The organism is Dyadobacter sp. SG02, assembly GCF_900109045.1.
Classification (GTDB): domain Bacteria; phylum Bacteroidota; class Bacteroidia; order Cytophagales; family Spirosomataceae; genus Dyadobacter.
The window spans coordinates 639,975-663,369 of the sequence record NZ_FNYL01000002.1 but is presented as its reverse complement, the minus strand read 5'-3'; the positions used below and the strand labels follow the sequence as shown (position 1 = coordinate 663,369).

The window sequence follows — 23,395 nt, the reverse complement described above, 5'->3', positions numbered from 1 at the left end:
TTTTGCCTGACAAAGGTTCGTAGAAATAATTCTTCAAAAACGACTACAAACACCTGTTTTGAAAAACACGTGTTTACACTTGGGGGGAAGGGCCGCCTGTTATCACCTTACCGCATACTCGCTCGGTGTTTTGCCAAACTGCTTTTTGAATTCCTTGCTGAAATACTTGCGGTCGTCGTAGCCAACCGCGTAGGCGACTTCATAAATAGTCATTTTCTGCTGCCGTAGAAGCTGCGCAGCCCTTTTGAGGCGGATCGATTTGAGGAAATCATTGACCGACAGATCCGTTACCGCTTTGAGTTTCTTGTAAAGTACCGACTGGCTCATCCCGATCTTTTCGGCCAGCATCGGCACGCCAAAGTCAGGGTTATCCATCAGTTCTTCCGTGATAGCGACGATCCGCGCCAGGAATTGCTCGTCCACGGATTCGATCACGACATTCTGCGGCTGCAAGGTGATCTGGCGGCTGTATTTCTGCTGCATCAACTTCCTGGATGCCAGCAGGTTCCGCACGTTCAGTTCCAATAACTGAATGCTGAACGGCTTGGAAATATAGGCGTCCGCACCGGTTTTCAATCCGCTAAGCTGGTGGTTCAGAGAGACTTTGGCAGTGAGCAGGATCACCGGGATGTGGCTTGTGCGTTCATCCGTTTTCAATTTCGTACACAATGCAAGCCCGTCCATTTCGGCCATCATCACGTCACTAATGATCAGCTCGGGAATGCATTCCGTAGCCATACCCCAGCCTTGTTCGCCGTTTTCGGCCTGCACAATGCGGTACCGGTCGCCCAACGCTCCTGCGATAAACGTCCGCACTTCTTCATTGTCTTCCACGAGCAGCACCACGGGCCTATCCTCGCCCGCCAGCGGATCGGGCGCCGGTAATAGCTCCGTTTCTGCCGCCAGATAACCCTCCTCCTCAGCAAGGCTTACCGGCGTTTCCAGTTGTTCCGCCGCGAAATGCTTGCTTCCCTTCAATAATTTGATCGTGAAGCAGGTCCTGCCCTTCCGGTGCTGTTGCTCCACGGCGCTTTCCACGGTCAGTTCCCCCTGGTGAAGTTCCACAATGCTTTTTGAAAGCGCCAGCCCGACGCCGTAACCGGTATTCTGCTTGCCATGGTCGTAGATCTGGAAAAAATTGGCAAACAACTTGCCCAGGTACTGCGGCGCAATGCCGATGCCGTCGTCTTCTATCCGGATTTGCACAAAGCCGTCATGCTCCGACACTTTCAGGGAAACCTTGCCGCCGTCGTGTGTAAACTTGTAGGCATTGCTGAGCAGGTTGAAAATCACCTTCTCCATTTGTCCCGCGTCGAAGTAAAGCCGAATGTCCCCGGCATCGCATTCGAATACCGATTCGATGTTCCGGCGTTGGGAAACGTAACTGAAATCGCGGAACACGCCGCGCAGGAACGGTAGCAAGTCGTTGGGCGTCACATGCAACGCGAGGTGGTTGGTCTCGGCCTTTCGAAAATCCATCAGCTCGCTCACCAGCCGGAGCAGCCGACCGGCATTCTTACGCACCAGCGAGAGGTGCGATTGCACGTCCTCGTCATACGGGCGTGCGAGCATGAGCCCCTCCACGGGCCCCTGTATGAGCGTGAGGTGCGTGCGGATTTCGTGGGATACATTGGTAAAAAAATTCAGTTTGGTCTGGTGCAGCTCGTGCTCCCGCTTGAAAAGCGCCGTCATGTAGAAATACCGGGTCACAAACAGCACCGCCGCAAGCGCAGCGATCACATACAGGCAATAAGCCCACCAGGTTTTCCAGAGGGGCGGCAATACACAAATGGTAATCCGGGCCGGCGATTTACTCCAAATACCGTCGTTATTAGCCCCTTTCACCTCAAAAATGTAGGTCCCCGGCGGCAGGTTGGTGTAGGTAGCCGACGAGGTTTTGACATAATTCCAATCCTTCTCAAACCCTTCCAGCCGGTAGGCGTACGCATTCTTTTCGGGCTTAATGTAGTTGAGCAAGGCAAAATCGATGGTAAAAATGTTCTGAGCGTGTGTAAATACGATCTCGTTTGTAAGACTAATATCCTTTTGCAAGAGGTCGTCGGGCCCTCCGATACGCACGGGGTTATTGAACAACTTCAATCCCGTAAACACCACCGGTGCGGCAAAGTCATTGGTTTCGATGGTATTAGGCCAAAAACTGACCAGCCCGTTGAGCCCGCCGAAGAACATTTCACCCGACGCATCTTTGTAATGGGTATTGGGAATGAATTCATTGCCCGGAAGGCCGTCGGCTACGGTGTAATTCTTGAAACTGCGCTTGCCGGTATCGAACCGGGACAGGCCGTTGGAAGTGCTGATCCAGAGGTTACCGCGCTCGTCGTCGAGAATGCCGAGCACGTTGTCGTTCGGGAGCCCGTCTTTGCGGGTGAAATTGATAAACGTATTGCTGGCGCGGTCGTAGCGCGTGAGCCCGCCGTAATAGGAGCCGATCCAGATGGTTCCGCGGGCATCTTCCCGCACGCAGTTGATGATACGCGGGAACCGCTTCACCTGTGTTTCGTCACGGGGTTTGATCCATTCAATACCGCCGGAATCGCTTCGGAGGACATTCAGTCCCTCTGTCGTCCCGATCCACAGGTTACGCCGGGAATCTTCGTAAAAATTCCGCGTAAAATTGCCGCTCAGCTTGAACGGTGGCTTCGTACCCACATTGAAATGCGTGAAAGTTCCGGTCCGCTTATCGAGTAAATCGACGCCTTGCTGATCGGTACCGACCCATAACCTGCCACGGCTGTCTTCGAAAACCGCGCTGACATTGTCGGAACTGAGCGATGCCGGGTTGCCCGGGTTGTTCCGGAATGTACGGAACCGTCCGGCATTGTAATAATTCAAACCGCCCAGGTGCGTACCAACCCATAAATCCCCCTTCCGGTCCTGCACAATCGCTTTCACGAGGTTCGATGCCATACCGGGTGTCGCGCTCGATCCGCTCCTGAAATTCCGGACGGCGCCGGTACGTACGTCGAGGTAATCGAAACCGCCCCCTTCCGTGCCGATCCACAGGTTACCCGTTTTGTCCTTCACCACCGCACTCACGACATTGTGGTTAATGCTGTATTTCGATTTTCCGGCCTGGTACACCCTGAAAGGCGTTTCGTGCGAATACACGATGTTCACGCCATTGTAATAAGTACCGAGCCACACCGAGCCGCTGGCGTCCTGAAAAATATCGTATAACGAATTCTGGCTGAGACTCGTCGGGTTTTCGGGCTCATGCTGGTAGGTCGTGAAGGCGCGCGTAACAGGGTCCAGAATGCTGAGCCCTTCCAGCGTCGCGCTCCAGAGCTTGCCGGACTTATCTGCGAATATTTTGCGGATATTGTTGTGGATCAACCCATTACTACCCGATCCTTTTTTATAATGCCCGATTGCCCCCGTCGCATGGTCCAACACATTCAGCCCGCCATTCTTCGTCCCGATCCAGATGTTATGCTGTTGATCTTCGGCAACGGTGGTAACAAAATTGTCGCTTAGCCCGTTTGCCACGGTGTAAACTTCAAAACGGATACCTTTCCGCCCAAATTCCATGCAGGTAAGCCCCGACGCCGTGGCCACCCAAAGCCTCCGTTGCGAGTCTTCGAAAATGTAACGTATATCATCGCCCGACAGCGAGGGTTTCCCTTTTTGGGCAAAATACTGTTTGAAACGAAAACTACTCCGGTCGGTAAGCAGGTTGAGGCCATGGCCCGTTCCTACCCACACCATCCCGCGGCTATCCTCGAAAATGCAATTCACGGTATTGCTGCTCAGCTTGCCTGCCTCCCCAGGCTTCCCCGCCAGTACAGATTCGAACGAGTCCGTTTCCGGCAAATAGCGGTTCAGGCCATGGCTCGTTCCAAACCATAATGTATTTTTCGAATCGCTCAGGGAAGAAAGCAGGTAGTTCCCGCTCAGAGAACCCGGGTTGGAGGGCTCGTTCTGGTAGATTTTAAAGCTACGGCCATCGAAGCGGTTCAGCCCGTAGCTTGTCCCCAGCCAGATATATCCGGTACTGTCCTGCACGATGGTCAGCACCGAGTTCTGCGACAATCCATTTTCCGCATTCAGCTTGTTGAAGATAAATCGCTGGCGGTCCAGCCGCTGGTCCGCCAGCCGCTGCCCCCACACCATTACGGAGGAACACAAAACTATTATCAACAGGAGCACCGTCCTTAACCTCATCATTTGTCGCTTGCCAGGCACATTTTCGCCCACTGTTTTTTGGTACTAAAATACGATAAAATTATCCCTCCGCTGAAAAACACCCCTATTACAAATGGATTTTCACCCCGTCTCACGGCCGCTTTGACGGAATTTTGTTTACACATTTTTCTTCAAAGCAAAATAATCCACCTTCAAATCCCGGGAAATACGATGAAGTATTCTACCAAAACTAAAATTAACCCTCCTACCCGGCAGTCCCGTACACGGCTGCGCCCGCATGTCACGCAATTGGGCAGGCGCGCAGGTGTCGCGCTGGCCTTGCTTTCACTGCTTTCGGCACCTTGTATCGCTACGGTAGCCGCCCGGCAGGCCACCGTGCCAACGCAGGCCGGCGTTACCCGAAAAGCGGTAGCCGATCTGAGCGGTAAAGTAACAGACGAAAAAGGCGAAGGCCTTCCCGGAGTAAGCGTCATCCTGAAAGGCTCCCAGCAGGGAACCGTCACCGACGCCGACGGCCGGTTCAAACTGACAATCACCGACGTCGCGGGCAAATCGCTGGTGTTCAGTTTTGTCGGTTATGAATCCAGAGAACAGGAGATCGGCAGCCAGACGGAATTCAATATCAGCCTCGCGCCGTTGGCCAGTAACCTCAACGAACTCGTCGTGGTGGGCTACGGCGAGCAGAAAAAGGTAAACCTGACCGGCTCGGTGGCCACGATCGACTCCAAAAGCATTGAAAGCCGCCCCGTCACGAACCTTTCTTCCTCCCTCGCGGGCCTGGGCCAGGGCGTGTACGTACGCCAGGGATCGGGTAAGCCGGGCGACGACGGCGCTACCATCCGCATCCGCGGTACCGGTACCCTCAACGACAACAGCCCGCTGGTGCTCATCGACGGCATTATCGGCGTCATGGATGCCGTGAACCCCAACGACGTGGAGAGCATTTCGATCCTGAAAGATGCGGCGTCCTCCGCCATTTACGGTTCGCAGGCAGCCAACGGCGTAATCCTGATCACCACGAAAAAGGGTTCCAAAAACAAGACTACCGTGTCATACAGCGGGTTATTCTCGACGGCCAGCCCCAGTAACCTGCCGCAGTTCGTATCCGACTACCCGCGCCATATGCGCCTTTTCAATGAAGGTGCCGCCAACATCGGCCGCGCGGTGCCCATTTACTCCGACCAGACCATTCAGACCTGGGAATATGCCAAACAGCACCCCGACGAGCTCAACGCGAACGGCGTGCCCAACTGGCTGGCCTACCCCAACACCGACTGGGGTAAGGTGATTTTTGAAAACAATGTCGTTCAAAATCATAATATCTCGGTGAATGGCGGGAGTGAAAAGTCGCTATTCAATATCTCGCTAGGATACCTGAACAACCCCGGTGTGATGCAGAACACCGGCCTGAAGCGTTACCAGCTCCGCGCCAACGTGCAGACGAAGATCGGCAATGCGGTAACCGTAGGCACGCAGACATTTGCCCAGACCCAATCCAAAGACATGGGTAACACGGCGAATGCATTCAACTTCCTCCGCCAGACCGTGCCCGGCATTGTCCCCTATTACGACGGCCGTTACGGGCTCCCTGCCGCCGCCGACGAAATCCAGACCGCCAATGGAATTCTCGCCTACCTGAACACAACCGGCGGGAAGGATTCGGAATCGCGGTTCAATACGACACTTTTCGCCAATGTCGACATTCTCAAAGGTTTGAAATTTGAGACCAAAATGAACTACCAGATCCGGTTTGCGGAATACAACTCGCACGCCATTCCGGTACTGCGCTGGAATTTCGCCAATAATGTGGCCGACGACGTGAACCAGACCAACGACCCGACCACGATGACCACGCGTTATACCTACAACAAAAACTACCAGATTACCTTCGACAATGTGCTGCGGTACAATACGACGATCGGTAAAGACCACGAAATCGGGGCACTGGCGGGGTACAACCAGTATTACTACAACTACTACGATATCGACGCCACAAAAACCGGCCTCATCGACTGGACCATTACCACCCTCGGCTCGGCTACGGACATGACCAATACCACCGGCACCGAATACGATCGCGCCATGCGCTCCTGGTTCGGGCGGCTCAACTACTCGTTCCGTTCGAAGTACCTTTTCGAAGCCAACGTCCGCTACGACGGCTCTTCCCGGTTCTCGCCCGATACGCGCTGGGGTACATTCCCTTCCTTCTCGGCAGGCTGGCGGATTTCGGAGGAAAACTTCTTCGGCGGCCTCCGCAACCACATTCCGAACCTGAAACTGCGCGCCTCCTGGGGCAAGCTGGGGAACAATGCGTCCGGAGATTACGACTACCAGGCCAATTACGGGAAGGTCAACTACTCGTTCAATGGTACTATCGCCTCCGGCCTCGCGCAAGGCAAGATCGCCAACCCGTTCCTGAGATGGGAATCGACCACAGTGACTAACATCGGCCTCGACGGAAATGCCTGGAACAACCGCGCGAGCTTCGAACTGGAATGGTACGATAAATACACCGACGGTATCCTCACCACCCCGCCCATTCCATTGACTGCCGGAACCGTTTCGGCCCCCACGCAGAATACCGCCGCCGTACGCAACCGCGGGATCGAGTTTTCGCTCGGATGGCGCGATAAGGTGGGTGGTGTAAACTATTCTATCAATGGAAATTTTGCTTACAACATCAACCGCGTGACGAACTACAAGGGCAAACTGAACGAGCAATGGGTGACTAATGCCGACGGTACCCGCACCTACGTGAGCAACCTGGGCGATGTTTCGACCGGTACCGACAACCGCATCCTGGAAGATCGCGCAATCAACGAATACTACCTCCGCGAACGCTACCGCGGCAACGGTACTTACAAAGCAGGCGGCGATGCGGATATCAATGCAGGCCCCAAAGACGGTATGATCCGCACGCCCGACGACCTCGCGTGGGTGAACGCGATGAAGGCCGCAGGCTATTCGTTCTCGCCTGTAAACAGCGTCGGCAAAGCGCAGCTCTATTACGGCGACTTCATCTTCGCCGACCTGAATGGCGACGGCAACTACGGAAACAGCTACGACCGGAAGTTCACCGGCACGACTTCGAACCCGAAATATGTATTCGGTTTGAATATGGATGCGACATGGAAAGGTTTCGACCTGTCGATGATCTGGGCCGGTTCGGCGGGAATGCAATATTATTACAATGCCGAAGGCTACAACAACTCCATCGTGCGCGACGGAAACGGTATTGCATTGCGCGTGGCCGACGACCATTACTTTTACAACGACGCCAATCCTGCCGACCCGAACAACAACATCAACGGCTCGTTCCCAAGGCTCAAATACAATGGCGACGCCATTAATACCACTTCCAGCACCACCTGGCTCTACGACGCTTCGTACATCAAGCTGAAAAACCTGCAACTGGGCTATTCCATCCCCGATGTTTGGACTAAAAAACTGAAAATCAGCCGCGCAAGACTGTTCCTTTCCGGTGAAAACCTGTTGATCATCACCAAATACCCGGGCCTCGATCCCGAGATCGGTGCCGGAGTAGGTTATCCTACCATGAAGCAATACTCGCTTGGCGTGAATGTAACCCTTTAATTTTCAAATCAGTATCATGAAATTCCCTATTCATATATTCAAAAGAAATGTCTGCCGGATCGGCATTCCGGCGCTGTCGCTGCTTGCATTGAGCGCCTGCGAGCCCGACCTGCTCGATACCAGCCCCTACGGCTCCATTTCGTCCAACAACATGTGGACGACCGACAACCTCACCGACCTCGGCATGACGGGCGTCTACAACGGGTTGCGGCTCGGCATCAACACCGGCGCCGCCTCCGGCCGCGAGCTCTACCATTTCGACCGCATGGGCATGAGCGGCCAGCAACGCGATGGCGACGCATTCATGAACGGCACCGCTACCGTGGGCAATAGCAACGTGAGCAGCATGTGGTCGGAGCTGTACGAAGGCGTGCACCGCGCCAACGACGCCATCAAGAACATTACCGACAAGTCACCTTCCTCGCCTGAGAAAAAGGCCCGTTACCTGGCCGAAAGCAAGTTTCTCCGCGCCTACTATTATTTCAGATTGAACCAGCTTTTCAAAGGGGTCCCCGTTTACCTGGAACCCGTGCAGCTGGAAGAGATCACCAAAGGCCGCGAAACCGAGGCGAAAGTGTGGGAGCAGGTCGTGAAGGACCTCACCGACGCCATCAACGAGCCTGCATTGCCGGACAAATATGCCAAAGGCAATGCCGCATTCGGCCACGTGACAAAGGGCGCGGCTTACGCATTGCGGGGAAAGGCATATATGTATACCAAACAATGGGACCTCGCCATCGCAGATTTCGAAAAAGTGAAAGCTGCCGGCTACGCATTGTTTGCCGGCGGCGGTGCCGACAGCTATCGCCTGCTCTTCAAGCAGGCCAACGAGCAGAGCGACGAGATGATCTTCTCCATCCAGCATATGGGCGTGAGCGGCTACGGGTCCACCACGCAATTCTTCTGCGGTACCCGTTCTTCGACGGGCTCTTGCTGGAATACCTACCTCATATCGCCGAATGTCGTGGATTTGTATGAAAACAAAGACGGCAGCAAGTTCAATTGGAACGCCATTATCCCAGGCTATAATGCCATGCCCATTGAGAAACGCGAGGTTTATTTCCTGAGAAACAACCTTACCGCGACGGAAATCGCCGCGATGACCGCCAAGGGCCTCGATATGAGCCTCTACCTGCCTGCCGGCAACGAAGAACGGATTTTGAAGGCTTATGAAAACCGCGACCCGCGCCTACAAGCGAACGTGATCACACCTTACGCGCCCTACAACGGCACTACGCCCACGGTGTCGCGCTGGCCGTACCGCGTGGCGAATGGTTTAACGATCGCCGACCTCCGCACCGATACCGGTAACCTCTTCTATTACCTGCACCGCAAGTTCGTGTACGAAGGCGCGCCGGGCGTGGAGATCGAAAACCGTACCTACGGCCCTACCGATTTCCCGATCATCCGCTATGCCGATGTGCTGCTCATGTGGGCCGAAGCATTGAACGAAAAAGGCAATACCGCGGACGCCGTGGCGCTCGTGAACGAAGTCCGGGCGCGGGCAGGCGTGGCATTACTCAACTCCAATGCAGCCACCACCGTTACAGGCCAGGCCGACCTCCGCGAGCGCATCCGCAACGAGCGCCGCGTGGAGTTTGTGAACGAAGGCATCGATTATTTCGACGAGCTGCGCTGGGGTACGCTCAAAGAGACCGTGTTTTCTGCCGGAAACGGCGTGAAACAGGTTTGGGGAACGGTAGTAGTGCCTTACATATGGTCGGGCGACTTCCTGAACACCTGGCCGATCCCGCAGGCGGAAATCGAGCGGAACGCCAATTTGCAGCAAAATCCCGGCTGGATGAATTGAGTATATTCCCGAAAGCGGAGTGTGGTTTTGCTGCACTCCGCTTTTGTATTTTGTCAAAAAACAGGCTTATCCATTTAATTTCAACAACTCATGAAACAATGTAAGTCCTTTACCCAAATGCTTTTCCTCGCGGGAATGATCGCGTTACTGCTGGGCTCCAAAGCGCACGGCCAGAATGATTTCACCACCATTTCCGACCGTATTTTTGACAATTTCCAGGCTACGAGCGCCACCACCGTGGACACGCAGACAGCCTCCCTACTCAGCACTTTGCAACCCGATTTTTCCTGGCCGGACATCAATTACGCCTCCACCGCCCAGACCGACTGGGCACCGGGCAACCACCTGGCCCGAATGGGTACGCTCGCCAAAGCCTATTCGAAACCCGGCAGCATTTACTACGGCGACGCCGATTTGAAAGCCAGGATCGAAGGCGTGATGAACTACTGGCTCGCATTGAGCCCCGCGCCAACCAGTACCAACTGGTTTTACCTGTCCATCAGCGCGCCCAAAGACATTGGCAATACCCTCATTTGTCTCCGCAAATCACCTGCCGGCATTTCACAAACCCTCGAAAACCAGATGCTCGCCTGGATGACGAAAGGTGTTTCCATTACCGTTTCACCCGCGAAAGACGGTTCCAACCTCACGGACGTGGCCCAACATTACATTATGCGCGCCTGCCTCACCGAAAACCAGACCCTGCTCAACCAGGCGATTACAGCGGTAACCAATTCCATCGTTGTGACGACCGGCGAAGGTATCCAGATCGACAACTCGTACACGGCGCACGGCCCGCAACTGTATGTGTACGGGTACGGGCGCGAGTATGTGTCGGGCATCAGCAATATCGCGGTGTATGTGGCCGGTACTTCCTACGCATTTTCGAGCGACAAGCTGGCGATATTCTCGGATTTTGTAAGAAAAGGCTTTGTAAAACCTTCCCGCGGCGCCTATGCCGACTATAACCTGTACGGACGCGGTGTGAGCCGTGCCAATGCGGGCAAAGCCGATGTAGCCCTCATCGAAAAAGTGAAAGCCTTCGACCTGCCCGCCCACGCTACGGAATACGACAATGCGATCCAGCGCATGCGCGGTTTGCAGGCGCCTTCCTACAATGTGGCACCCGAGCACGTGCATTACTGGCGCACGGATTATACCGTGCATCACCGGCCCGGCTACATGTTCGGGCAGCGGAGTATTTCCAACCGCAACGCGAAGTCGGAGATGGGTAATGGGGAGAATATTAAAGGCTACTACCTCACCGAAGGCGCCAATTACATTGCCGTGAATGGCGACGAGTATTACAATATCTTCCCGGTTTGGGAATGGAACAAGATTCCCGGCACCACCGTACCGGGGATCACGACTTACCCGGTCAGAACCTCCTGGGGCGTAAATTTCGGCACGGTACCATTTGTAGGCGGCGTTTCCGACGGCACCTACGGCGCAAGCGCATTCGCGATGAGCGACTACGGCACTACCGCTAAAAAGGCATGGTTTTACTTTGATAATGAGATCGTTTGCCTCGGCGCGGGCATTAATTCTTCCGCTGCCCAGGCTATTAATACCACCGTAAACCAATGCCTTTTAAAAACGGATGTGACGGTTTCCGACGCTTCCAACAATGTGAGCGTGCTGAACAATGGCTCGCGGGATTATGCCGGTAACCTGAAATGGGCGTTGCAAGGCAATGTAGGCTACTATTTCCCGCAGGCGGGCCTCGTTTCCCTGAGTAACCAAAGTCAGACGGGCAGCTGGTCGTCCATCAACACCACCGGCTCCACGGCGTCGGTATCCGCCGATGTTTTCAAATTGTGGTTTAAACATGGTGTAGCGCCTAACAATGCTTCCTATGCCTATTTCGTGCTTCCCGGCAAAACCTCGGCGGGTGAAATGCAGGCTTACAATGCGTCGGACATCAGTATATTAACCAATACTTCAACAGTCCAGGCAGTGCGACACAACGGGCTGGGTATCTGGCAGATCGTGTTTTACCAGCCTGGTGAATTCACGGCCGACCAGGTGACTGTCAAAGTGGACAAAGCCTGTGTGGTGATGCTGAAAAACACGACGAGTAGCGACGTAACGGTGCATATCGCCGATCCGGCGCAGAGCGCGCAGCAGGTTTATGTGGGTATTAAAAATAACCAGTTCGCTACTATGAAAGCGGCGGCGATCACCCTGCCCACAGGCGCGGGCGCGGGAAGTTCCGTGGAAACCCATATTACCGCCAGCAGCCCCGATTACCAGCAGCCCGCAGAACCGCTGACAACCCTGACCGCCGTCGCCGACGCCTTCGTGCGCAGCGGCGGAAGCGGCAGCACCGCAGCTTATGCCACCACCAACTACGGCACCGACGCCGTGCTGACAGTGAAGAAAGAAAGCGCCGGGTACGACCGCGAGGCATTTATCAAATTCAACCTGACCTCAGTTACTTCGAACCCCGACAGCGCGATCCTGCAACTGCGGGTGAACAATGCGAATACGTCCATTACCAGCACCAAATGGGCATTGTACCTCGTGGAAAACAACGGCTGGACCGAAACCGGCATTACCTGGGCAAACAAACCGGCCCATACCACACGCCTCGGAGAAATGACCGGCACCGTCGCAGGCTCCACGATCCGGTTCAATGTGTCGTCGGCCGTCATCGCCCGCCTTGCCGCCGACAAAATGCTTTCGCTGCACATCGTCTCGGAGCCGACCACGACCGATGCCGCGGTTATCAGTAAAACCGATGCGAGTTTCAATGCGCGTGAAAATGCCAATGCACTCTACCGGCCGCAAATCTTCATTTACGGCAGCCAATCGGCTAACCTCCCGGTCGAGCTCGTTTATTTTAAGGGAAATCCGGTGAATAATAAGGTCATGCTGTCATGGGAAACGGCTTCGGAAGAAAACAACAGCCATTTCGAAGTCGAGCGCAGCGCGGATGCGCGTACCTTCCGCACGGTCGCGCGCGTGGAGGGTTCAGGTACAACCCGTGTGACGAAAAAGTATTCAATAATGGATGAAGAAACCGCCGACGGGAACCGTTATTACCGCCTGAAACAAGTCGATATGGACGGCACCAGCACCATTTCTTCCATTATTTCAATTGCATTTAAACCAAAAGAAAAACTGTTTACGATCGGGCCTAACCCGGCATCGGACCATCTCGATGTGTTTCTAGGAGACGACAATGCCGATGCCTCGCTGTCCATTATCCATGCGAATGGCCGCGTACTCGCAGCAAAGCAGGTTTCAAATAATCCGAAAGCCACTTTCGACCTCACCGGCTATTTGCCGGGCACTTACCTGGTCAGGATAAGCAAGGGACAAACCGTGCAGACTTACCGGTTCGTGGTTTCTGAATAGGTTAACGGTTAAGCTATTCTTCCCGCCGGCTGGTGCAAATCTGTACCAGTCGGCGTAACTAGCGCATTTGCTACGCGATTTCTACCGTTGCCACGAGCCAATCCCGCACAATGGCCGACAATGCCTCCCGCCCCGCTTCCACCGCTTCCATATTCTTAAAAGAAGCGATCGCCCTGTCGTTTTCCTTCCAAACCAGCAGGCCGGTTGCATCCTCCACGAGCCTTTCCTTCGGTTGTTCCTTCACCTTTGCCCCGCGGTGAAAAACGAGCTGGATCTGTTTCGGAGGCTGAATTTTCACCGTGATCCTGTCCTCCGCCCCTACCGAATAGTTGGGCCCGTTCCATTTGATATTTTCTTCCAGCATTGCGCTGGCGTCCAGAATGATCTGACGCAATGCTTCGATCTCCGGTCGTAGCGGATGACCTAGCTCGTCTAAAAACCGGGTAACATCTTTGTTCAAAGGCATTCGCACGAAGTTTAGTATTGATATAAAACCCTAACCCTGAATGTACTGACAAAATCGCAACGTGTTCCCGTCCGCATCCGTGACGTAGAACTCCCTCCTGCCCCAGGTCTGATCCACCGGGCCCTGATGCACCGGCGAACCTGCCTTCTGCGACGTATCCAGCCCACGGCCCCGGTATTTCGCGAACAAGGCATCCACATCATCCACCCAAATATAAACTACCGAACCAAACAGCTTTTCGCTCTCCGCCGTAGTGATTTGCAAATTATCGCCATCACGTCCCAGATCCACCACCGGCGAACCGGCATGATCGTTCGGGTCGGTCATGACGAAGTCCAGCACCTCGGTGTAATGCCGGATGGCGTCGGCCATATTAGAGACTTTGAATAGTGGGACGATCATATCAGTCTGCTGTTTGGTTTGATACTACGGTTGTTGTTGCACTTGTTGTGCTTGAAATGTACAAACTTAAACCGAGAAATGCGGTTAAAACCAGCAGTATCAGGCCGATCGAGACCACTGCCACCCTGGAAGTTGCGCTGGCGCATCGCCAGTATCCGGCGCCCCGCAACTCATCGATCAGATTCATGACGAAAAGGCCGTTTATCGCAATGAATGGTCCAAGCAGCCAGATTCCAAGCCGATCCAAAACGTCCATCCGCAAATCTGCAAAAGCCCAGTACCATATCAACATGATTATCGCCAGCGCTTCTATTGTAATCAACAAGATCCCGGCCCATTTTAACCATTTGCGCTCGCGGCTTTCGGAAATAATAAGGCTTATACCTAGTAATAAGTTAGCGATATGCACTGCGCCGTAAAACACAAAATACCAGTTTTCGACATTTTCGCCCATCATAAGCTCCCAAATAATACCCGTCTCAGCTGACGTCACCATCACGCACAGCCATCCGGCCGCGTACGAGAGCCGGAAGTCCTTCTCACGATAATACAGCAACAACAGAAGGCTACCCAAAGTATGGGTGACTAATTGTACAAAGAGAAACGGGACAAGGGCATAGAGCGGATTGTGCTGATCGTCCGCTAACTGAACAACACCATTCACGAACGCATCCTGCACCATCGAAAGCACGAGTAAAAAGATCGCAAAACGATAAAAAAGTTTGGTCATGAAGGGGGCTTAGTTGTTTACTGAATTCTTTTTATTATATTTAAGTAAATTATATATAATCATGAAAAGATTACGTTTTACCACACTTCTGCCGGCGCTCATAATATGTGCCTGTATGACGTCGCACGCGCAGGTGCGCAAACGCCAGTTGCCCGTGGACACCGCCGCTCAGGAAGTACACCTCCGGGATTTGCTGTACAGAAACCCGCCTGAAAACGTTGGCTTGTCGGAAGAAAAAGTCTTCGCCGAGTATGAACAACAGCCCTCCTACCCCGGCGGCGCGAATGCAATGTACGGATTTATCAAGGCTAATATGCGCACCCCGCCCGCCGCGAAGAAAGCCCACGTTTCCGGGAGGGTATTTTTGAGTTTTATGATAGGCGTCACGGGCGAGATCAGCGATGTTATGGTGTTGAAAGGCATAGGCTTCGGATGCGATGCGGAAGCGGTGCGATTGGTGAAATCGATGCCCAAATGGATACCCGGAACACAGCAGGGCAAACCGGTCAGGGTGAAATACAACCTGCCGATCCTCTTCACAAATGAATAGCCGGAAGCACGCATCACGCACGCTTCCGGCAACTTCTTGCTAAAATCCGATCCTACAACGCGACGGTTTTCGTAGAAACCCCAATGCGGTTCAGGAAATTAATGTGGGAAATACAGATAAAAATATCCCCGATCTCCGCCGTTGTGAAATGAGCCTTCACGTTTTCATACGTCTCGTCGGCCACACCGTCGATGGAAATGTGCGTCATTTCCTCCGTCAATTGCAGCACAGCCCGTTCGCTTTCGGTGAATAGCGGGCTTTCTTTCCAGGCGGAGACGGCGAATATCCTCCGGGCGGTTTCTCCGATTTGCAGGGCTTCGGCGGTGTGGTAGTCGATACAATAGGCGCATTTATTGATCTGCGAAGCGCGGATCTTGATCAGTTCGATCAGTTTGCGGGGAATGGACGAAGCGTAAATCCTTTTTTCGATGGCTGCCATGTGGGTCCAGTAGGAAGGTTCTTCTTTCCAGACGTCCAGGCGGTGTTTAACGACTTTTGACATGATTGACATTGTTTTGTTTTGGTATGACAAAATTCGCCAGCCATGCGCAGGAAGTTCTTAAACTGGTTTAAGAAAGGGATTTCTTGCGGATTTCACTCAAATATTCGGGTGTAAAACCCAGGAAAGAAGCCAGCAAATACTGTGGTACCCGCTGCATAAATGCGGGATAATTCCGGCTGAAATCCTGGTACAAATCCTCCTTCGAGAGCTCGTACGTCTTGCGTATGCGCATTTGCGAGGCCGCGTACGCGCGCTGGAACATGACGTGGAAGTATTCGTGAAGCTCCGGGATAGTCGATAACATCTCGCGTTGCCGCGTGGCTGAGATAGCAAGCACTTCGGTGGCCTCGACGGCGCGGATGGAAAATTGCGCGGTGCCGCCCTGCTGGAAGGCCATAAAATCGCTCGTCCACCAGTTTTCCAATGCAAAATCGATGGTTTGCTCCACGCCGTTCTTCCGCAGGTAATACAAATGCACGCAGCCTTTTACGATAAAAAACTTCTCGCCGCACCGCTGCCCCTCTTCGAGCAGCATTTCCTTTTTCTTAAATTTCCGGGCCTCGAAGAAATCGCCCATCTGTTCGAGCTTTTCGGGTATGATCGGACAATGCCGGGTAATGTGGGTAATCAGTGGCTGCATAAGTGTGCTTGCATTGGGTGCGCGGGCAAAATTACCGCATTTGGATGCTCCTATTTACTCACTTTTAGCAAAGCTGCAAAGGTTTTCTTGCGGTTTTGGCATTTCGTTGTGGCTGAAATAAGTAACTTCGCACGGCTCTGTACCCAACTCAGGGCTTTAAGACTAAACTTCCTGATAAAATGAAATTTGCAATCCAAGCATTCGTCGCCGGCGCATCCCTGGCCCTTGCGCCATCCCTTTCGATCGCACAGCAGGCCGGTGCCCCCGTTGAGACTAAAAAACCCAACTCCGAATACAAGTCCGCATTCGCAGGCCAGACCCGCATCGGCTCGGTCGTGACCAAGACTCCGTATGAAGGAAAAGTACTGACCTCTTCGCTCGAAAGACCCTGGGGAATAGCGGTACTGCCCGACGGCAAGTTTATCGTGACGGAAAAAGGCGGAACGATGCGTATCGTATCGGCGACCGGTGAAGTTGGAAAGCCCATCGACGGCGTGCCCAAAGTGAATAGCGACGGCCAGGGTGGCTTGCTCGGTGTTACCCTCGACCCGGCTTTTGCGCAGAACAGAATGGTTTACTGGGCATTTTCGGAACCACTTGCCGATGGAAACCTTACAGCCGTAGCCAAAGGCAAACTGTCGGCCGACGCTACGAAGCTGGAAAATGTGAAAGTGATTTATCAGGCAACACCTGCCTATAAAGGTACGCTCCACTACGGCGGCCGCGTGAAATTTGCGAAAGACGGCAACCTGTTCGTATCGACCGGCGAGCGTTCCGACCTCGTTACCCGTCCGCAAGCGCAGGACCTCAACTCGGGCCTGGGCAAAGTGATCCGCATTACCACGGACGGCAAACCTGCCAAAGGAAACCCGTTCGTAGGCAAAGAAGGTGCCCGTCCTGAACTATATTCCTACGGACACCGCAACGTTCAGGGGCTGGCTGTCAATCCGGTAACCGGCGATCTGTGGGAAACGGAGTTCGGTCCGAGAGGCGGCGACGAGATCAACCGCGTGCTGCCCGGCAAGAACTACGGCTGGCCAACCATCACGTACGGAATCGAATACAGCGGCAAGCAGATCGGCGACGTGATCCAGCAAAAAGAAGGAATGGAGCAGCCGGTATACTATTATGACCCTGTTATTTCCCCAAGCGGCATCACTTTCTACGACGGCAAGCAAATCCCCGAATGGAAAGACAACCTGTTCATTTCTTCGCTCAGCGGCATGCACGTTTGCCGTATTGTGCTCAAAGACAACAAGGTAGTAGGTGAAGAAAGACTTCTTTCCGGCGAAAACCAGCGCTTCCGCGACATTACCGAAGGCCAGGACGGTGCGCTCTACGCTGTAACCGACCAGGGAAGATTGTATAAAATCGGTAAAAAATAATTCCGCGGGCATTAACCCGCCCTCGACCCGTCACCCGTCGGACCGGCAATCGCCCCAAGCGTTGCCGTCCGGCGGGTGATTTTGTTTTGCAGGCAGCACTACATTTCTTCAAAAAGAATTCCAAATTGTTACATTAAATTGCCCGAATGAAGATCCTGATCATTGAAGACGAACCGGACCTGGCGGAGAGCATCGGAGCATACCTTGCGGCGCAGGACTACCTGTGCGAGTATGCTGGCACCTGGGCGCAGGCGCGCGAAAAGGTGGAGCTCTATCGGTACGACTGCATCCTGCTCGACCTCATGCTGCCTGGCGGCGACGGGATGGACATTCTGGAGACGCTCAAAAAGCAGGGTCAGCAGGACGGGGTGATCATTATCTCGGCAAAGGGCGATTATGAAAACAAGGTCCGTGGCCTGCACGCCGGAGCCGATGATTACCTGTCGAAACCCTTTCATTTACCCGAGCTGGCCGCACGCATTTACTCGGTGATCCGAAGAAGGAGTTTTGCCAATCATAATGATGTTGTGCAGAATGAATTAAAGGTCGATCTGCTTAGTAAAACGGTTACCGTTAATGGTACCGGCGTGATACTGACCAAAAAGGAGCTCGATCTTCTGCTGTTCTTTATCGGCAACAAGAACCGCGTGATCGCCAAAAGTGCATTGGCGGAGCATTTGTCGGGGGATATTGCCGATATGTTCGACAACCACGACTTCGTGTACGCCCATGTGAAAAACCTGAAAAGGAAGCTGAGCGAGGCCGGCTACGGCAATTACCTGAAAACCATTTACGGAACCGGCTACAAATGGGAAGGATGAAAAAACTGCTCGACCGAAGCCTGCGCCCATTGGTGATCTACGCATTTACAGTGCTGATAATCAGCATTCCCGTATACTTCCTGATCATCGACTGGATTTGGGAAAACGAGCTGGACAAGCACCACTACGCCATCCGCGAAAAGCTCGAAAAGCGCCTTACCCGCCTGACGCTGCCCGATACCGCCGTGGATAATATGATCGCCGTACTCGACAAAGTCCAGCCCGGTTTTTCATTTAACGAAACAACCACTCCCCGGCCCGACAGCCTCTATACCGTTATCCGGTTCGACAGTTTCATGAACGACCGGGAGCAGTTCCGCTGCCTGACGACCGACATCCGCGTCCATGAAAAGCTGTACCGTCTGCTCATCGAAACGAATATGGAGGAGATCGACGAGACGATACTGGCCATCGCCGCCGTAACGATTTTCTTCATTATGCTGCTGCTGGCCGGATTTATTTACCTCAACCGGAAAACCGCCCTGCGCATTTGGCAACCGTTTTATGATACGCTGGCAAACCTGCATTCCTTTCGCCTGGAAAGGGGCAAAGTCATACCCTTACCGGCATCAGACGTCACCGAATTTGCGGATTTGAATAAAAGCCTGGACACCCTCATGCAGGGCAGCCTCGCTTCCTACCGCCAGCAAAAGGAATTTACGGAAAATGCCTCGCATGAATTGCAGACGCCTTTGGCCATCGTGAAATCACGGCTCGATATGCTTTTGCAGAGCCAGTCGCTTGACGCGGGCCAAATGCAGATTGTGGAGCAGGTGTACCAGGCCATCAACCGCGTTTCGCGCATTAACAAAAACCTTCTTCTGCTGGCCCGCATCGAACATTCGCAGTTTGAGGAAAAAGAACGGATAGCACTCGATGAAATGCTCGCAGGCATTGCAGCGCAGTTTACCGACCGTTTTGAAAACAATGCATTGCATTATGCCGAAAACATCGAACCTTTTGCCACGGACGCCAATCCGGTACTGACTGAAATACTGCTCACCAACCTGCTCGTGAATGCGGTGCGCTATACTTCGGCGGGTGGAGAAGTACTGGTGCAATTAAATAGCGGCGTGCTCATGGTTTCTAACTCCGGCACGGCCGCATTGCAGGCCGAAAACCTGTTCCGAAGGTTCGCGCTGGCCTCGGGCGAACACGCGGGCAGCGGGCTCGGCCTCGCGATCGCACGCGAGATATGCGACCGTTACGGCTGGCGGATTAGCTATCATTTCGCTGACGGGATGCATCGGTTTTCCGTTCGCTTCTGAATTCGAAATTTCTTCCAATTCGGTTTTCAATTTTGCCATCAGATCATCCAAAATAGTATCTGAATGGCTTTCAAAAGAATCCTCACCTGTCTTTGCTTCTGCTTCACGATCGCCCAGCTCCGGGCGCAGGTAAGTAAAGTAACGCTTTCCGGTCAGGTTACTTCCGTGGCAAGCGGGCAGGCGCTTCCGTTTGTCAATATTGTTCTCAAAACTGAAAAAGACAGCGCGTTTGTAACGGGTACCATCACCAACGAGCTTGGGCGGTTCAGCTTGCCGGACGTCGGGAGCGGCCACTACCGCATGGAATGCGTATTGCTGGGTTACAAGGCGTTGCAAAAGTCGGTTACCGTAGGTACCCTGAGCCCTTTTCTCGACCTGGGCGAGCTCCGGATGGCCGACGATCCCAAAAACTTGCAGGAACTGACCATCACCGGCCGGCAGGCTGACGGCATCGACGATAAGCTTGACCGGAAAACTTTCCATATCGGCCGCAACGTGAGCCAGAGCGGCGGGTCGGTCTTGCAGGCGTTGAAAAACCTGCCGGGCGTTACGGCCGGAGAAGACGGCAAGGTACTCCTGCGCGGCAGCGACAAGGTGGCGGTCCTCGTGGACGGCCGCCAGACGGCGCTCACGGGCTTCGGCAATCAGACGAGCCTGGATAACATCCCGGCATCGGCAATCGAACGGATCGAAATCATTAACAACCCTTCGGCCCGCTACGATGCGAACGGCAATGCGGGGATCATCAATATTATTTATAAAAAAGAAAAGCAGGAGGGCTTCAACGGGAAAATAGGCATGGCCGCGGGGCTGGGCGCGTTGTGGGTGCGGAAAGAAAACCTGCCCGATATCCGCCCGCAGTACCGGAATACCCTCAAACTCAATCCGTCGCTGGCCTTGAATTATAAAAAGAGGAAGGTGAATGTATTTTTCCAGGGCGATTACCTGCACACGCCGACGCTCAACAAGAACGAGTTCGTGGACCGGTACTACGACACCGGGGATACCGTGCGGCAACAAACCAAGCGCAACCGCAGTACTAATGTAGTCACCGCCAAAACCGGCGCCGACTGGACTTTCGACGAACGTAATGCATTGTCGGTCTCGGCCCTGTTCAGCAGCGAGAAGATCCTCGACCGTGGCGACGAGCCTTTTTTCAATGCGCGTTTAACCCAACGCAGCCGACTGTGGCAATTTCTGGAAGACGAGCTGAAAACCACCGTGACCGCCAGCGCGTCGTACCAGCACAAATATGCGCAGCCCGGGCATTTGCTCAATATTGGGGTGAACTACACTTTCCACCGCGAAAACGAGCAGTATTTTTTCACCAACATCCTGCCCGATTTCGCGGGCAAGGATGCATTTAAACTGCTTTCGGATGAAAATGTATTCGATTTCAATGCCGACTATATCCGTCCGCTGCGGTACGGGCGGCTCGAAGGTGGCTTGAAGCTGCGCAGGCGCTTCATCCCGACGAATATGCAGTTTTTTCCGGGCGTCGCCACGCCGGGCGTCGCCACGCCGGGCCCGAATTCTCCTATCGACAGCCTGGCAGGCGGATGGGCCGATTACCGGGAGACGATCCCGGCGGTGTATGGGAATTATGTCTTTGAAAGCAGGAATTTCGAGGTGGAAGCCGGCTTGCGCGTCGAGTATGTCAACCTTCGTTACGAGGTCAATCCGACCCACCCTACCTACCACAGCGACGGCTACACCTACGCAAAACCATTCCCGAACGTCCGCCTTGCCTATAAAATGGACGATCGCAACAAGGTTTCGCTCTTTTACAACCGGCGCGTCGATCGGCCGAACGAGGTGGATATCCGCATTTTCCCCAAATATGACGATGCGGAGATCATCAAAATCGGTAACCCCGCCCTCAAACCGCAGTTTACCAGTTCCTGGGAAGCCGGCTACAAATCCAGCTGGAACAACGGCTCGCTCTATGCCGCATTATATCACAAACAGATCAACGGAACGATTACGCGAATCGGCACCATCGTCCCCGGCAGCACATTGATCTACAACATTTTCCAGAATGCCGGCAAGAGCTACAATGCCGGTGGAGAGCTCGTTTGGCAGCAGGACATCACGTCGTGGTTTTCGGTCAATGTGAATGGGAATATTTATAAAAATACGGTCAATGCATTCTCTGTCGAGAACCTGTACCCTGTAAAATCCATTTACAGTGCCACCAAACAGACCCTTACCTCAGGTAGTGCAAAAGTAAGCGCCGTTCTGAAAAGCAAAAAAACGGAGGTACAGGTTGTCGCCATTTACCAGGCACCCGACATCGTCCCGCAAGGCCGTACAGGCTACCGCTTCTCAGTAGACGCCGGCGCCAAACGCCAATTACCCAAAGGCGAAATTTTCATCAATGCCACAGACCTTTTCGGAACCCTGGTCATCCGCAAAAACGTGTATGGTGACGGCTTCCATTACAACAGCCGCGACTATTACGAGACCCAGCTGGTCCGGGCCGGTTACAGTTTCAAATTCTAAATCAATGACCATGCGCCTTCTCATCATCCTCCTTATTTCCGGTTCAACCTTTGCATACGCGGATACCCCTGCGGATAGCCTGCCCGCCCGCAAGCCATTCACCTTGCAGCGGTTTTACGTCCCCGCTTCCCTGATAACCGCAGGCCTGCTGGCCAACGGCCATTCGGAAGAATCCCTTAAAAACGAGCTCGCCGAAAGCAGAAACCGGCATATCCCCCGTTTCCGGACACGCATCGACGATTACATGCAGTTTTCGCCGCTGGTAGTCGCTTATGGCCTCGATGCATTTGGTATCAAATCCAAAACCGACGTGCTAAACCGCACCGCGATCCTCGTCAAAGGCGAAGCCATGGCCCTTACCACCGCCACCATCCTGAAATCGGCCACCCATACCCTGCGGCCGGACGGAAGTTCTTACAACTCGTTTCCATCCGGCCATACCACCCAGGCATTCGCCGCAGCCACATTTCTGAATGAAGAATACAAGGACCGCTATCCGTGGATGCCTTATGCATCGTACACGGTAGCGTCGTCCGTAGGCCTGCTGCGTGTGGCCAACAACCGGCACTACATCAGCGATGTGCTGGTAGGCGCCGGGATCGGGTATTTATCGATGAAAGTGGCTTACTGGACACATCGTTACAAATGGGGAAAGCCTCATGAAAAGTTGCAGCCGGTATATTGACAACTAATGCCGTACCGGGCGGAACCAGTCGGGGCGTTTCACCTCGTCCGGCCAGAAGAGCGCGGCCTGGCCGAAAACCTGTCCGTCGGCGTCGCGCAACTGCCACACTATTCCGTCGTAAATCATAAAGCTGTTCCCGTATTTATCGACCCGGGGACCCGAATAGTTGTAAACAATACCATCCCGCAGCACGATTTCCAGCATTCGCTGTCGTTCGGGCCGGTCCTGCTGCGAGGCACTGAGCCTCGAAGGTACGGCAAGTATCTCTTCCTGCGAATATTTGAATGAGGCCAGCGCCTGTGCATTGGCATATATAAAGCGTGGGTCGGCGTCGGTGTTATGTGCCAGGATAGCGTACGGCGCTTCCTCGTGGAGCCATTGATGAACATCCGGGGCTTCGCGAGCCGCTGCTCCGGGAGCCGCCGCTCCGGGAGCATATAGCGGTTGGCCGGATAGCCGGTGAAAGCTCTCGTTGATCTGCCGGATCAATGCGTCGTTTTGTGCAGGGGTCATTCT

Annotated in this window: 16 protein-coding genes; 9 read left to right on the top strand and 7 right to left on the bottom strand. The window is 53.8% G+C overall.

Going from position 1 to position 23,395, the window contains the following annotated elements:
- Positions 1-102: 102 nt before the first annotated feature.
- Positions 103-4,146, bottom strand: a complete 4,044-nt coding sequence (locus BMW93_RS06270; protein ID WP_177194025.1) for a hybrid sensor histidine kinase/response regulator transcription factor — start codon at positions 4,144-4,146, stop codon at positions 103-105.
- A gap of 228 nt (positions 4,147-4,374) precedes the next feature.
- Here BMW93_RS06270 and BMW93_RS06265 point away from each other — a divergent pair, with 228 nt between their 5' ends.
- The 3 genes from BMW93_RS06265 to BMW93_RS06255 all read left to right on the top strand — a co-directional run bounded on the left by BMW93_RS06265 (position 4,375) and on the right by BMW93_RS06255 (position 12,928).
- Positions 4,375-7,758: a TonB-dependent receptor gene (locus BMW93_RS06265; protein ID WP_090374521.1), complete on the top strand. Its 3,384-nt coding sequence runs from the start codon at positions 4,375-4,377 to the stop codon at positions 7,756-7,758.
- 16 nt (positions 7,759-7,774) lie between these two features.
- Positions 7,775-9,568 (top strand): RagB/SusD family nutrient uptake outer membrane protein, encoded by a 1,794-nt coding sequence (locus BMW93_RS06260; RefSeq protein WP_090374334.1) that lies wholly within the window; start codon positions 7,775-7,777, stop codon positions 9,566-9,568.
- Positions 9,569-9,658: 90 nt separating this feature from the next.
- The gene (locus tag BMW93_RS06255; RefSeq protein ID WP_090374333.1) at positions 9,659-12,928 is read left to right on the top strand and encodes a polysaccharide lyase family 8 super-sandwich domain-containing protein; all 3,270 of its coding nucleotides are present in this window, start codon (positions 9,659-9,661) and stop codon (positions 12,926-12,928) included.
- Positions 12,929-12,998: 70 nt separating this feature from the next.
- Here the strand turns inward: BMW93_RS06255 and BMW93_RS06250 are convergent, their stop codons facing one another.
- Genes BMW93_RS06250 through BMW93_RS06240 form a run of 3 tightly spaced genes read right to left on the bottom strand, consistent with a single transcriptional unit; the run spans position 12,999 to position 14,526 of the window.
- Positions 12,999-13,394: a DUF1801 domain-containing protein gene (locus BMW93_RS06250; RefSeq protein WP_090374332.1), complete on the bottom strand. Its 396-nt coding sequence runs from the start codon at positions 13,392-13,394 to the stop codon at positions 12,999-13,001.
- 30 nt (positions 13,395-13,424) lie between these two features.
- The gene (locus BMW93_RS06245) at positions 13,425-13,796 is read right to left on the bottom strand and encodes a VOC family protein (RefSeq protein WP_143061608.1); all 372 of its coding nucleotides are present in this window, start codon (positions 13,794-13,796) and stop codon (positions 13,425-13,427) included.
- A 1-nt stretch (position 13,797) separates the two neighbouring features.
- Positions 13,798-14,526 carry a hypothetical protein gene (locus BMW93_RS06240; RefSeq protein ID WP_090374330.1) on the bottom strand — a complete coding sequence of 243 codons (729 nt, stop codon included), beginning with the start codon at positions 14,524-14,526 and terminating at the stop codon, positions 13,798-13,800.
- Positions 14,527-14,587: 61 nt separating this feature from the next.
- On the opposite strand from BMW93_RS06240, the gene BMW93_RS06235 reads away from it, so the two are divergent.
- On the top strand, positions 14,588-15,076 hold the full coding sequence (locus BMW93_RS06235) for an energy transducer TonB (protein ID WP_090374329.1): 489 nt from the start codon (positions 14,588-14,590) through the stop codon (positions 15,074-15,076).
- Between the two features lie 52 nt (positions 15,077-15,128).
- On the opposite strand, the gene BMW93_RS06230 is transcribed toward BMW93_RS06235, so the two are convergent.
- Both BMW93_RS06230 and BMW93_RS06225 read right to left on the bottom strand, forming a co-directional pair.
- On the bottom strand, positions 15,129-15,578 hold the full coding sequence (locus BMW93_RS06230) for a carboxymuconolactone decarboxylase family protein (protein ID WP_090374328.1): 450 nt from the start codon (positions 15,576-15,578) through the stop codon (positions 15,129-15,131).
- 67 nt (positions 15,579-15,645) lie between these two features.
- The gene (locus BMW93_RS06225) at positions 15,646-16,218 is read right to left on the bottom strand and encodes a Crp/Fnr family transcriptional regulator (protein WP_090374327.1); all 573 of its coding nucleotides are present in this window, start codon (positions 16,216-16,218) and stop codon (positions 15,646-15,648) included.
- Positions 16,219-16,397: 179 nt separating this feature from the next.
- Between BMW93_RS06225 and BMW93_RS06220 the strand changes: the two genes are divergently transcribed.
- The 5 genes from BMW93_RS06220 to BMW93_RS06200 all read left to right on the top strand — a co-directional run bounded on the left by BMW93_RS06220 (position 16,398) and on the right by BMW93_RS06200 (position 22,879).
- A complete protein-coding gene (locus tag BMW93_RS06220; protein WP_090374326.1) occupies positions 16,398-17,603 on the top strand; it encodes a PQQ-dependent sugar dehydrogenase in 1,206 nt (401 codons plus the stop codon).
- Positions 17,604-17,749: 146 nt separating this feature from the next.
- On the top strand, positions 17,750-18,424 hold the full coding sequence (locus BMW93_RS06215) for a response regulator transcription factor (RefSeq protein ID WP_090374325.1): 675 nt from the start codon (positions 17,750-17,752) through the stop codon (positions 18,422-18,424).
- Entirely contained in the window at positions 18,412-19,692 is a 1,281-nt protein-coding gene (locus BMW93_RS06210) for a HAMP domain-containing sensor histidine kinase (RefSeq protein ID WP_090374324.1), read from the top strand. Before BMW93_RS06215 ends, BMW93_RS06210 begins: the two co-directional genes overlap by 13 nt.
- Positions 19,693-19,755: 63 nt before the next feature.
- Entirely contained in the window at positions 19,756-22,194 is a 2,439-nt protein-coding gene (locus tag BMW93_RS06205; RefSeq protein ID WP_090374323.1) for an outer membrane beta-barrel family protein, read from the top strand.
- 10 nt (positions 22,195-22,204) lie between these two features.
- A complete protein-coding gene (locus tag BMW93_RS06200; protein ID WP_090374520.1) occupies positions 22,205-22,879 on the top strand; it encodes a phosphatase PAP2 family protein in 675 nt (224 codons plus the stop codon).
- A gap of 3 nt (positions 22,880-22,882) precedes the next feature.
- Here the strand turns inward: BMW93_RS06200 and BMW93_RS06195 are convergent, their stop codons facing one another.
- Positions 22,883-23,392, bottom strand: coding sequence for an MEKHLA domain-containing protein (locus BMW93_RS06195; protein ID WP_090374322.1), 510 nt, complete (start codon positions 23,390-23,392; stop codon positions 22,883-22,885).
- Positions 23,393-23,395 lie beyond the last annotated feature (3 nt).

Coding starts and splice junctions, on each gene's coding strand:
- BMW93_RS06265 (WP_090374521.1), top strand. CDS start 4,375: ATGAAGTATTCTACCAAAACTAAAATTAACCCTCCTACCCGGCAGTCC.
- BMW93_RS06260 (WP_090374334.1), top strand. CDS start 7,775: ATGAAATTCCCTATTCATATATTCAAAAGAAATGTCTGCCGGATCGGC.
- BMW93_RS06255 (WP_090374333.1), top strand. CDS start 9,659: ATGAAACAATGTAAGTCCTTTACCCAAATGCTTTTCCTCGCGGGAATG.
- BMW93_RS06250 (WP_090374332.1), bottom strand. CDS start 13,394: ATGCCTTTGAACAAAGATGTTACCCGGTTTTTAGACGAGCTAGGTCAT.
- BMW93_RS06245 (WP_143061608.1), bottom strand. CDS start 13,796: ATGATCGTCCCACTATTCAAAGTCTCTAATATGGCCGACGCCATCCGG.
- BMW93_RS06240 (WP_090374330.1), bottom strand. CDS start 14,526: ATGACCAAACTTTTTTATCGTTTTGCGATCTTTTTACTCGTGCTTTCG.
- BMW93_RS06235 (WP_090374329.1), top strand. CDS start 14,588: ATGAAAAGATTACGTTTTACCACACTTCTGCCGGCGCTCATAATATGT.
- BMW93_RS06230 (WP_090374328.1), bottom strand. CDS start 15,578: ATGTCAAAAGTCGTTAAACACCGCCTGGACGTCTGGAAAGAAGAACCT.
- BMW93_RS06225 (WP_090374327.1), bottom strand. CDS start 16,218: ATGCAGCCACTGATTACCCACATTACCCGGCATTGTCCGATCATACCC.
- BMW93_RS06220 (WP_090374326.1), top strand. CDS start 16,398: ATGAAATTTGCAATCCAAGCATTCGTCGCCGGCGCATCCCTGGCCCTT.
- BMW93_RS06215 (WP_090374325.1), top strand. CDS start 17,750: ATGAAGATCCTGATCATTGAAGACGAACCGGACCTGGCGGAGAGCATC.
- BMW93_RS06210 (WP_090374324.1), top strand. CDS start 18,412: ATGGGAAGGATGAAAAAACTGCTCGACCGAAGCCTGCGCCCATTGGTG.
- BMW93_RS06205 (WP_090374323.1), top strand. CDS start 19,756: ATGGCTTTCAAAAGAATCCTCACCTGTCTTTGCTTCTGCTTCACGATC.
- BMW93_RS06200 (WP_090374520.1), top strand. CDS start 22,205: ATGCGCCTTCTCATCATCCTCCTTATTTCCGGTTCAACCTTTGCATAC.
- BMW93_RS06195 (WP_090374322.1), bottom strand. CDS start 23,392: ATGACCCCTGCACAAAACGACGCATTGATCCGGCAGATCAACGAGAGC.